Origin of the sequence: Sphingopyxis sp. BE235 (genome assembly GCF_031457175.1) — a bacterium.
Classification (GTDB): domain Bacteria; phylum Pseudomonadota; class Alphaproteobacteria; order Sphingomonadales; family Sphingomonadaceae; genus Sphingopyxis.
Map to the genome: position 1 here is coordinate 1,375,313 of NZ_JAVDWC010000001.1, position 12,096 is coordinate 1,387,408.

Annotated in this window: 8 protein-coding genes; 5 read left to right on the plus strand and 3 right to left on the minus strand. The window is 62.3% G+C overall.

Going from position 1 to position 12,096, the window contains the following annotated elements:
- Window positions 1–32 precede the first annotated feature (32 nt).
- From J2X38_RS06485 to J2X38_RS06495, 3 genes are read right to left on the minus strand one after another with little or no spacing between them, the layout of a single operon-like run.
- A complete protein-coding gene (locus J2X38_RS06485; protein ID WP_310252371.1) occupies window positions 33–530 on the minus strand; it encodes a DUF4442 domain-containing protein in 498 nt (165 codons plus the stop codon).
- Between the two features lie 29 nt (window positions 531–559).
- Window positions 560–2,800, minus strand: a complete 2,241-nt coding sequence (locus J2X38_RS06490; RefSeq protein ID WP_310252373.1) for an SDR family NAD(P)-dependent oxidoreductase — start codon at window positions 2,798–2,800, stop codon at window positions 560–562.
- A 29-nt stretch (window positions 2,801–2,829) separates the two neighbouring features.
- A complete protein-coding gene (locus J2X38_RS06495) occupies window positions 2,830–3,972 on the minus strand; it encodes an acyl-CoA dehydrogenase family protein (RefSeq protein WP_310252375.1) in 1,143 nt (380 codons plus the stop codon).
- A 783-nt stretch (window positions 3,973–4,755) separates the two neighbouring features.
- Between J2X38_RS06495 and J2X38_RS06500 the strand changes: the two genes are divergently transcribed.
- The 5 genes from J2X38_RS06500 to J2X38_RS06520 all read left to right on the plus strand — a co-directional run bounded on the left by J2X38_RS06500 (window position 4,756) and on the right by J2X38_RS06520 (window position 12,090).
- Entirely contained in the window at window positions 4,756–5,367 is a 612-nt protein-coding gene (locus J2X38_RS06500; RefSeq protein WP_310252377.1) for a hypothetical protein, read from the plus strand.
- Window positions 5,364–6,110, plus strand: coding sequence for an HAD-IIB family hydrolase (locus J2X38_RS06505; protein WP_310252380.1), 747 nt, complete (start codon window positions 5,364–5,366; stop codon window positions 6,108–6,110). The genes J2X38_RS06500 and J2X38_RS06505 overlap by 4 nt, the downstream gene beginning before the upstream one ends.
- Before the next feature lie 269 nt (window positions 6,111–6,379).
- Window positions 6,380–8,578, plus strand: coding sequence for a glycosyltransferase family 4 protein (locus J2X38_RS06510; RefSeq protein WP_310252382.1), 2,199 nt, complete (start codon window positions 6,380–6,382; stop codon window positions 8,576–8,578).
- Between the two features lie 12 nt (window positions 8,579–8,590).
- Window positions 8,591–9,871, plus strand: a complete 1,281-nt coding sequence (locus J2X38_RS06515; RefSeq protein ID WP_058539051.1) for a glycoside hydrolase family 130 protein — start codon at window positions 8,591–8,593, stop codon at window positions 9,869–9,871.
- A 68-nt stretch (window positions 9,872–9,939) separates the two neighbouring features.
- Complete coding sequence (locus J2X38_RS06520) at window positions 9,940–12,090, plus strand: catalase (RefSeq protein ID WP_310252387.1); 2,151 nt, start codon at window positions 9,940–9,942, stop codon at window positions 12,088–12,090.
- Window positions 12,091–12,096 lie beyond the last annotated feature (6 nt).

The following is a 12,096-nucleotide window of genomic DNA, read 5'->3' on the forward strand; positions in this document are numbered from 1 at the left end:
CTCTTATGGCGGTCCGTCATTCCAACCGGTCGCTACATTCCGGCACGGCCCAGCCGCACGTCCGCTTTGGCAGGGCGCAGGGGGCGCACGACATAGACGGCTTCGGTCACCGCCACTGTTGCACCGCCGTCGTCCCGAACGACGGCGTGAAGGTGAAACGTCGCATCCTGTCCGTCCCCCATCATCTGTTCGATCCGCCGGGCCTCGCGCTCGTCGAACAGGGCTTCGGCGACGATCGCCGACCGGGCCGGGCGCTGGAAATCGATCGAGACCGACTGGACGGCACCGTACATTTTGTCCAGTTGCTCCAGGCCGAAAACGGCCATGACCACCAGACCGCCCAGAACCTCGGCCGCGGCCCATTGCAAAGCTGCATGGACGGTGTTCAGGTGGTTGCCATTCTCGCGGTTCAGCGGGATGCGCACCCGATAGATGCCGTCACGCACCGATTCCACGGTCAGGCCGGCATGCTCGTAGATCGGGAAGATCCGCCGCAGGGCGGCTTCCACTTCAGTCTCGCTGGCGGCCATTTCCATCTCCTGTCCTTGACCCATGCGGATCATGTCACATTAGCCGCGAGCCGTCTTGCCTTGGCCTTGTCGTACTGATCAGGATCGATCACCGAGAGTTCGCTAAGCTTGTTCGACGCCATCACGTCGCCGCCCACCTTCATCTGTCCGCCGAAAAAGAGCTTCTGGACGTCGGCGAGCGGGGCGGTCACGACGGTATGCAGCAGGTCCGCGTCGAGTTCGATCGTGCAGTCGGCCTTGTCGGCGATGCCTTCGCGAACGGCATCGGCCCCGGTCTTTAGATCGAGCACCCAGTGGGATTCGGGGTTGTTGAGCTTGAACTGAAAGGCGGTGTCGACCTTGGCGGCAAGCTCGGGGTGTCCCGCGACATGATCGGCGATCACAGCGAACACGTCCTGCGGGATAACCTTGTCGGGTTGGACCGCAGCCGTCGCGTTGGCGTCTTCACTCGCAGCCTTCGGCTTGCGAACCGGAATCTCGTCATAGAATTCGACCACGGCATTTTTGATCACGACCTTGCCGCGTTCCTTGACGCTCGTCTCGACGATCACGCGATTGTCGGCTTCCTTCCACATCTTTGTCACCAGCGTCTCGCCGGGGAAGACCGGCTCGGCGAAGCGCACCTTGATGCTCTTGAACTTGCGCGGATCATTGCCGAGCATCGCCTTCACCACATGGCGGCCGACATGGCCGAAGGTGCAAAGGCCGTGCAAGATCGGCTTGTCATAGCCGAACGCCTTGGCGAACGCGGGGTCGGCGTGGAGCGGGTTCCAGTCGCCCGACAGGCGATAGAGCAAGGTCTGGTTGGCATCGGTCGCTTCCTCGACGATGGCGTCGGGCTCGCGCGCCGGTGGCACATTAATGTCTGCCGAGGGGCCGCGCTCGCCGCCCCAGCCGCCCGCGCCCCTCACGAAGGACGTCATCTCGTTATAGACGATTTCCTCGCCATGCTCGTTCACCGTGCTGACGCCGAACACGACAACGGCGTGGGGATCCTTGTCATAGGCTTGCTTGAACTTGAAGATATGCTTGAGCTTCGCCGATTTGGGGAGCGGTCCGCGCACTTCGGTATATTGCTCACCGTGAAGCACGCGGTCGAATCCATAGCTCATTCCCGGCAGCTTCAGCCCGCCGTCCTTGGCCAGCGCCAGCATCGCATTGGATTGCGGCATCACGCCCCAGGTCGGCAGCGCATGGAAGTCGCCGAGCTCATAGACGAACTTGCGCTCGTCATCGTCCATCGGATCGCGCGCGGCGCCAACGCCCAGCGCATAGATGGCGAGGTCGCGCTCGTCATAGGCGGATTCGAGGACCAGCTCCTCGCGCATCGCGACATCGAGATCGATGAATTCATTGCCGCCGAGCGTCTTCGTGTTCACCGCCTGCATCACCGCGGTGAAGGTGTCGTTGACGGTCACGGGATGTTCGGCGTCGGCGAAATCGCTGATCTTGTTCCATTGCCGGGCGACATCGTCGGGTGTGAAGGCGCGATCGGTGCCGAAGCTGTAGCCGCGGGTGCGTTCCCAGCGCAGCTTGGAGATATAACCCGCGCCGACCTCGAACAGCCCCTTGGTTTCGGTGCAGCTCTCATGCGCGAGCCATCCGACCAGCGGGCTGACCGCCTCGGGCTTGAGATTGGCGAGAAATTCTTCGGGAAAGGCGGTTTCGGTGAGGCGTGAGGCGGCGATCGGCGCGATCGTATTGACGAGGATATTCTTCGCGCGCCCTTCTTCGGCCAGCGTGTTGGCCAGGCCATAGATGCCAAGCTTCGCGGCCGAATAATTGGCCTGGCCGAAATTGCCATAGATGCCGGCCGCCGAGGTGGTCATCACGATGCGACCATAGGCCTTTTCGCGCAGGATCGGCCAGGCGGCGTGGGTGACGGCCTTGGTTCCGTTCAGATGAATGCGCACGATCATATCCCAATCGGCGTCGGTCATCTTCGCGAAGCTCGTATCGCGCAGGATGCCGGCGTTGTTGACGAGGACATCGATGGTCCCGAACGCATCGAGCGCGGTCTGGACGATCTTCGCGCCATCCTCGACCGAGTCATAATTGGCGATGGCGTCGCCGCCCAACGCCTTGATCTCCTCGACCACGGCATCGGCCGCGGCGGATGATTTGCCGCCGCCGGCGATGTCGCCGCCCAGATCGTTGACGACGACCTTCGCGCCGCGCGCACCGAACATCAGTGCATGCTGGCGGCCAAGCCCGGCGCCCGCGCCGGTGATGATGACGACCTTGTTATCGTAACGGAGTTGTTCAGTCATTTTTCTGTCCACTTGCTTATAGGGGCGCGTCAAAGCGAGCGCGCGATGATGGTCTTCATGATTTCGCTGGTGCCGCCAAAGATGCGGCCGACCCGAACATCGGCGTAGAGCCGCGCGATGGGATATTCGGTCATATAGCCATAGCCGCCGAACAGCTGCAGGCACTCGTCGATGACCTGACATTGCTGCTCGGAAATCCAGAGTTTCGCCATCGCCGCGGTGGCCGCTTCGAGCTCGCCGGCCAGCAGTCGAACGATCATCTGATCGACGAAGGTCCGCGCGACGCTGGCGACCGTGGCGCATTCGGCCAGTTTGAACTGGGTGTTCTGGAATTCGAAGAGCGGCTTGCCGAACGCCTTGCGCTCTCTGGTATAGGCCGTCGTCATGCGGACCGCTTCTTCGATGTGGATCGCGCCCATGATCGCCAGTTGCAGCCGCTCCCACGCGAGCTGGATCATGAGCTGGGTAAAGCCCTGGCCTTCGACGGTGCCGAGCAGGTTGCCCATGGGCACGCGAACGCCATCGAAGAACAGCTCGGACGTGTCCTGCGCGCTCATTCCGATCTTGTGGAGATTGCGGCCGCGGCGAAACCCCTGCGCCTGATCGGCGTCATCGGCTTCGACGACGATGAGCGACAGGCTTTTCGCCCCCGCTTCGCTGCCGGTCCGCGCGACGACGATGACAAGGTCGGCATTCTGGCCGTTGCTGATGAAGGTCTTGGACCCATCGATCATATAGTGACCGCCATCGCGTTTCGCAGTCGTGCGGACCGCTTGCAGATCGGACCCGGTACCCGGCTCGGTCATCGCGATCGCGCCGATCTTCTCGCCCGACGCCAGCGCCGGCAGCCACCGCAGCTTCTGCTCCTCGGTGCCATAGGAAAGGATATAATGCGCGACGATGCCGGCATGCACGCCGACCCCGCCGCCAAGGCCGCCCGTCAGGCCGGCCCGGGCCATCTCCTCGAAAATGACGATGTCATGGGCGTAGGTACCGCCCGCGCCGCCATAGGCTTCGGGGATGCTCGCACAGAGTAGCCCCGCTTCGCCCATCTTGCGCCACGACGCTCGATCGACAATGCCTTCGGCTTCCCAGCGTTCGCGCTGCGGCACCATCTCCTGCGCCAGAAAGCGCGACGCAGCATCGCGAAGCAGCCACAACTCTTCATTCATCCAAGGGGAATTGCTTCCGGACATTCAGCTCTCCAAACCCATCGCCTTTGTCCGCCGTCGTGACAGCAGGTGCGATTGGGCTCGAGGGTGTTGGAAAGCTCGGCGACGGTCCAATTCATTCTAATGAGATCATATGCCTATCAGGAATATTGGAACCGCTAGCGCCCATGGACATTGGCCGGGCGCGCTTCGAGTTAATTGGGAAAACCGGCCGACGACCGTTCTGATTGATGCGCCAAATTTCCGGATCGCGCCTAGCAGCAGCAAGCCCTGCTGAAGACGCCCGCGAGGTCGAGGCCGAGGCGATTGAGAAGCAGCGCGACAGCATTCGCAGTCAGGCGGACATCGAAGCCGAGCGCTAGGAGCAGGAAGCGGAGGCGGTGCGCAAGGTGTCCGACGGGCGCGCTGAAGCGGCGATATCGCCAAAATGGGGGCTGGAAAGTTAGGCCGGCCGTCCGTAACCGGCCATAGCCCGCCTGCAATGGGCATCCAACGACTGCCGCAAAAGGGCTCCGCTACCGCGAAGCCCTCTCATCCTCTGCGTTCATGACCAAAGGAAGCCCCATCGACTTTCCGGGTCGCGTGGAAAGCCTCTGCCGATCGAGGCTAGGCCTATTCTGCGGGGAGTCGAGTCATATGAGCGGCCACCCGCCGATCATCGACAATTATAAATTCACGCTCATTGTATTTGGAGCCCTGCAACCCCACCTCCATGGCATCGCCCGCTTCCACCGCGTGCCGGCGACTGAGAGACCACTGCGCTCCCGCTAAAGGAGCTAAGCTATGGACCTCAATCAACTTCTCCACCACCATCAGATGGCCTTGATGGCCGTCAGCCAGGGACGACACGATGGGCAGGCGATGCCCAGTTTAGACCTGCCGCGTTATTATGCCAAACGCATCAACGAATATCGCGAGCGTCGCGGACTGAGCGGCGACGCCGAGGCCATTGCCGATCTTGCCATACCATCCACGGACGCGGTCGATGCGCAGGGCGGTTTGGTCGGTGATGTGCTGATCGCCGAATTGCTGATGGCAAAGGCATTCGAGAAGGCGAAAGGCCAGCATCCATCTGGGGCGGTTGACGGAGCGGACGGTCGGCCGTTCGACATTCGCGCCACGCTGCTGGCCGTCGGGCGCGACTTTTATCGCTCCCTGGGTGTGGAGGATGCCGCTCTCGCAGCCGCAATCGACGAGGCGGCGTCGCGCTCGGCGTGGGAAGACGAGGGAGGGAGCCTGCGCCCGCCGGCCGACGACGAGGATGGCATCATCCGGACCTATGTCGAACAATTCGCGGTGGGGACCTATCGCTATTCGAACCTTGTCGACGCCAAAGCCTCCGTGCGGCGGCAGCGCGAGGCGGCAAGAGTCGAAGCCGGACAGACGCCTGTATGAAGCGGCTGATCGCTTTCGATCTCGACGGGACGCTCGCCGAGAGCAAGCAGCCGCTCGATAACGCGATGGGAGACGCACTTGCCGATCTCTTGGGTGTTGCCGAGGTTGCTATAATCTCGGGCGGCGACTGGCCGCAGTTCGACAAACAGGTGGCGACGCGCCTTCCCGAGCGTGCGGACCGTGCGCGGCTGTGGCTCATGCCGACGACCGGCACCAAGCTTTACACCTTCCGTTCGGGCGCGTGGCAGGCGCGCTATGCCGAAATCTTCGCCGACGAAGAGAAGCAGCGCATATTCGAAGCCTTCGATGCGGCGCTTCGGGCGACCGGGTTCGTTCCCGAAGCCGTCTGGGGAGAACGCGTCGAGGATCGGGGGAGCCAGATCACATTCTCGGCATTGGGTCAGGAAGCGCCGATCGATGCCAAGGAAAAATGGGATCCCGATTTCGCGAAGCGGAAGGTGATCCAAGCCGACCTTCGCCAACGTCTGCCGGGTCTGTCGATCAATATGGGCGGCGCTACGTCGATCGATGTCACGCGCGAAGGCGTCGACAAGGCCTATGGCCTGACGAAGCTGAGCGACGAAAGTGGTATCGAACTGGGTGCGATGCTCTTCATCGGCGATGCGATATTCCCGGGCGGCAATGACTATCCGGCCAAGGCGCTGGGACTGGACACGATCTCCGTTCGCGATCCGGGCGAAACGCTTGCGATCATCGAAATCATCGTCGCCTGTCTGAGGTGAAAATGTGGCCGCGATATTCGGCCGGCGCGACCGGGATTGCCCCCTACGGCTACCGGCGAGGTGCGTGCCAAGGGGAACAAATGCGCCGCTGAATTGTTCTGTTTCGAGATGTCTGCAGTCTGTTGCGCGTCTCGAAACAACCGAAAACCTGTTGGGTGAGGCCTTCTGTCACATCATTTTTTGGAAGGTAATTGCCTGTGTACGAAACGCTCGATCGCACATCGTTCAATGAAGGCCAGGAGGCGTGCCAAACGCTCCGGCCGGAAGCATTGGCTACCGCCCGGCTCGCTCTTGTCGGCGGCTTTCTTCCCAGGCGCTGCGGCATCGCGACCTTCACGGCGGACATTCGTTCGTCGCTTGGCGAAGCTGCTCCCGACCTCGCGGTCGACGTCTATGCGATGGCGCCCGCGGCCGTCCCGACCATTTTCGATCGGGTCGTTCGCGGCGTCATAACCGAAGGTGATGCGGCCAGCTTCGTCGAAGCGGCGCGGCAAATCGAGGCGAGCCGCGCCGACATTGTATGGCTGCAGCACGAGTTCGGGCTCTTCGGCGGACTGGCGGGCGATATGATCCTCGAACTGGTGGATCGGGTTTCCGCACCCCTGATCATCACCCTTCACACCGTGCTCGCCGAACCCGATGCCGATCAGCGCCGTGTCATGGACCGTCTGATTGCGCGCGCGACCAAGCTGGTCGTCATGTCCGAGCGCTCGCGCGATCTGCTGCGGACTATCTATCGCGCCGACGAAGAGCAGATCGCTTTGATTGCGCATGGCGTTCCCGACCGGCCCTTCGGCCGCGCCTCGCAGTTCAAGCCGCGGTTCGGGTTCGAGGGTAAAGGCGTCGCGCTGACCTTCGGGCTTTTGTCGCCAGGCAAAGGGATCGAGGCGGTCATCGAGGCGTTGCCCGCGATCGTCGAGGATCATCCGGATTTCCTCTATTGTATCGCCGGGGCCACGCATCCCAATCTTCTGGCGCATGAAGGCGAAGCCTATCGCGAACGGCTTCAGGCGCTTGCCGTCTTGCTCGGCGTCGAAGCGCATGTCCGCTGGATCGATGCATTCATGGAGACTGGCGAGCTTCTCGACCTGATCGAGGCCGCCGACATTTATGTGACGCCTTATACCGGCGCGCAGCAGTCGACCTCGGGCACGCTCTCCTATGCAATGGCGCTCGGCAAGGCCGTCATCTCGACGCCCTATGTCCATGCCGTCGAATTGCTCGCCGACGATCATGGCGTGCTGGTGCCCTTCAACGATAGCGGGGCGATCGCGAACGAGATCAAATATCTGCTCGGCGATCCCGAGAGGCTGCTCACGCTGCAGAAGCGCGCTTATGCGCGCAGCCGTGACATGATCTGGCCAGTCTTCGCGGCGCGGACCCACGCATTGATCGAAGAGAACCGCGTCGTGCCGAAGGCAGCGCCAATTCCGGATCGGATCGGCGTCGAAGGCCTTTTGCGCATTTGTGACGACACCGGCATTCTGCAGCACAGCATCCACATGATTCCGGACCGCGCGCACGGCTATTGCGTCGATGACAATGCCCGCGCGCTGATGTTGATGCATCGGCTGGACGACGATGCGCTCCGTCAATGCGGGCAATTGACCTCGGTCTTCGCTTCTTTCGTCCAGCATGCCTGGAACACGGACAGAGGCGAGTTTCGCAACTTCATGGGGTTCGGACGGAACTGGCTTGAGGACGTCGGCTCGGAGGATAGCTGTGGGCGAACCCTCTGGGCACTTGGCGCGACGGCGCGCGAGGCGCGCGATCCCGGTTTACGCCAATGGGCGCGTGAACTGTTCGAGCGGACGGCCCCCTCCGCGCTGGAGTATAATTCGCCGCGCGCGATCGCTTTCGCGATGCTCGGTGCCGATTATATGCTGTCGGGCGATCCCCGGCATGGGCCTGCGAACCGGATATTGCAGCGAGGCGCTGATCGGCTGCTCGCGCTGTATGACGCGGCGGCACGTCCCGATTGGCATTGGTTCGAACCCGTTCTCGCCTACGACAATTGCCGCTTGTCCGAGGCAATGCTGCGCGCAGGCGTGCGGCTGGAGCGTGCTGACGTCACCGCGTGCGGGGTCGAAACGCTGCGGTGGATCAACGATGTCCAGATTTCGCCCCGCGGTCATTATCGCCCCGTCGGTTCCGACAGCTTCGGTCGTGCCTATGAACTGCCCCAGCCCTTCGACCAGCAGCCACTCGAGATCTGGGCCGCGATCAATGCCGCGTCGGCGGCCTATGACGTCACCGGCGACGACATCTGGCTGGCGCATGCGCGGCGTGCGTATGAATGGTTCGGCGGGTGCAACGATCGCGGCATGATTGTTGGCGATGCGCTCACGGGCACCAGCAAGGACGGGATAAATCCGCGCGGCCTCAATCTGAATGAAGGCGCAGAGTCCGTTCTCGCCTATCAGCATGCGACCTATGCCATTCGGGATTTCGTCCGGCAGGTCGGCTGAAAGGAAGATCATTTGCATTTGATCCAGCATGAACTGCGTCTGCACGCAGACCCGACGCGCGTCGTCGTGCGACCCTTTCATCTGGCCTGGCAGGCGTCGGGCCCCGATCTCGAACGCGTGCAGCGGCTGGCGCGCGAGATCGTTGAATTCGATCCCCGGACGGTGCGCGCCGAACTCGGCGTCGTGCTGCGCGATTTCGCGGACCGGCACTGGCAAATCGAGAAGGTGTTCGAGGATCGCTTTGACGAAATAGAACCCAAGCTCGGCCTCGAAGGTCTCGCCCTCAAACGCGAAATGCGGCTCCTGATCGGCGCCTATTTCTGCCACGAATATAGCTTTGCGGCGGCAGCGCTGATGAACCCCAGTGTCGTGCGCCACCCCGACCAGAGCGGGCTGCAGGAGGGGAGCATCCGCATCCTGCTGTCGCTGCGCGCGGTCGGCGAAGGGCATATTTCGACCATAGCCTTTCGCGAGGGCATCATCACCTGCGATCGCGAGCTGACGCTGTTGCCGCAGCCGGCCTTCGCCACCGCAGCGATGCTTGGCCCGCACCGCGACGACAAACCGGAAGATGTCGTCTCGCTCTACCGGCAGAAGGATAATACTCTGTCGGGAACCGTGATCTTTCCAATTACGGAGGCGCAGCGCAACGGACTCGAAGATCTGCGGCTGGTCGAGTTCGAGCGCGACAGCGGCAACAGCGAGTGGATCGGAACCTACACGGCCTACAGCGGCCGCGACATCCAGTCCGAATTGCTCCGCACGCGAGACTTCAAAGATTTCACGCTCACCCCGATCAAGGGCAAGGCTGGGCGCAACAAAGGCATGGCACTCTTTCCGCGCAAGATAGACGGGCAATTCTGCATGATCGGGCGGCAGGACGGCAAGAATCTGTATCTGCTGCGATCCGACACGATCGATCGATGGGAGGAGGGCGAGTTGCTGCTCGAACCGCGCTTTCCCTGGGAGCTCGTCCAGATCGGAAATTGCGGGGCGCCCATCGAGCTTGACGAGGGCTGGCTGGTATTGACGCATGGCGTCGGGGCGATGCGCAAATATGCGATCGGGGCGATGTTGCTCGACAAGGAGGATCCGTCGAAGGTGATCGGCCGGACCCCCAATCCGATCCTCTCCGCCGCTGACGAGGACCGCGAGGGCTATGTTCCCAATGTCGTCTATACGTGCGGAGCGATCCGCGTCGGCGACGATATCTTCCTGCCTTATGGCGTGGCCGACAGCTCGGTGTGCTTTGCGTTTGTCGCGATTTCGGAAATTCTGGCGGCAATGGCCTAGGCCCACGCAACATATGGCGATGCGGCGGATTGTAGCAGTGTCGCCTTCCGCGGCTGAAGGAACGATCGATGCCGAAAGCTCCGCCACCGTCCCCCGCGAATGACCATGAGCTTCGCGAGCACCAACCGGGCGCAGGCCAGCCCAAGATCGAGGCGAGCCGCGGGAATGGTGACGAGCTGCACCAGAATGTGGCAGCGGGCGGGAGCCCAACGGATGCGTCTTTTCTGACCGACAATTTCGGTCACCGCATTTCCGACAACCAGAATTCGCTTCGCGCCGGCGAGCGCGGGCCGGCGCTGCTCGAGGATTTTGTCCTCCGCGAGAAAATCTTCCATTTCGACCATGAGCGCATCCCCGAGCGGATCGTCCACGCGCGCGGTTCGGGCGCGCACGGCGTATTCGAATGCACCAAGGCAATCCCCGGGCTGACCAAGGCGTCGATCTTGCAGAAGGAGGGCGCGACCTGCCCGGTCTTCGTCCGCTTCTCGACCGTTGCCGGCGGCGCCGGGTCGGTCGACACCCCGCGCGACGTGCGCGGCTTCGCGGTCAAGCTCTACACCGACAGCGGCAACTGGGATCTCGTCGGCAACAATATTCCGGTGTTCTTCATCCAGGATGCGATGAAATTCCCCGACCTCGTCCACAGCGTGAAGATGGAGGCCGACCGCGGCTATCCGCAAGCGGCGAGCGCGCACGATACCTTCTGGGACTTTATCGGGCTGATGCCCGAGGCGATGCACATGATCATGTGGGCGATGTCCGACCGCGCGATCCCGCGCAGCTTCCGCATGATCGAAGGCTTTGGCGTCCACACCTTCCGCTTCGTCAATGAAAAGGGCGAAGGAAAATTCGTCAAATTCCACTGGAAGCCGGTGCTCGGACTCCAGTCGACGACATGGGACGAGGCGGTCAAGATCGCCGGCGCCGATCCCGATTTCCACCGCCGCGACCTGTTCGAGGCGATCGATGCGGGCGACTTTCCGGCGTGGGATCTCGGCGTGCAGGTGTTCGACGAGGCGTTCGCGAAAAAGCAGCCCTATGACGTGCTCGACGCGACCAAGCTGATTCCCGAAGAAGATATCCCCGTCGAGATCGTCGGCCGCATGACGCTCAACCGCAATGTCGACAATTTCTTTGCCGAAACGGAACAGGTCGCTTTTCTGCCGTCGAACATCATTCCCGGGATCGATTTCAGCAATGATCCACTGCTGCAGGGCCGGCTATTCTCGTATCTCGACACCCAGAAATCGCGGCTGGGGACGACCAATTTCCACCAGATCCCGATCAATGCGCCGAAATGCCCGTTCCACAATTTCCAGCGCGACGGGATGATGCAAACGCTCGTGCCAACCGGGCGCGCCAATTATGAGCCCAATAGCTTAGCTGAAGCAGGCGAAAATGGCGGCCCGCGAGCGAGCGCCGAAACGGGCTTCACGACCTTCACCGCCAACGACGAGCGGAACGACCCGGCGCAGAAGCTGCGCATCCGCGCCGAACTTTTCGCCGATCATTTTACTCAGGCGCGGCTCTTCTATCTGTCGCAGACCGAGAATGAGCAGGCGCATATCGCCTCGGCGCTGGTGTTCGAGCTGTCGAAGGTCACGCTCGATCATGTTCGTGCGCGCGTCGTCGGCCAACTCCGCAACATCGACGAGGATCTGGCGATGCGCGTCGCCGTCGGCCTCGCGATCGATCTGCCGGCCAAGGAAAAGGCGGCGCGACCGCCAGTCGAGCTCAAACCCTCTGACGCGCTCTCGATCCAGAAGAATGCCGACGACACGATGGAGGGCCGCAAGGTCGCGATCCTGTTCGCCGAAGGGTCGGACAAGGCGGCGATCGACAAGCTGAAAGGCGCGATCGAAAGCGCCGGCGGCACCGCCTTTCTTGTCGCGCCGAAGGTCGGCGGGATCAAGGTCAAGGGCGGCACGCTCAAGGCCGACGGCCAGCTCGCGGGCTCGCCTTCGGTGCTGTTCGACGCCGTCGCCTCGATCCTGACCGACGAACAGGCCAAGGCGCTATCGGCGCAGGGTGCCGCCGTCCAGTGGTTCATGGACGCCTATGGGCATTGCAAGACCATCGCCCATGATGAAGCGACGCAGCTATTGCTCGATAAGGCGGGGGTTGAAAAGGACGGCGGTGTCGTTGCGATCGACAAATTTGAAAGCGTGGGCACACGGCGCCATTGGACGCGTGAAGCCAAGGTGCGCGATCTTGCCTGATCGCCA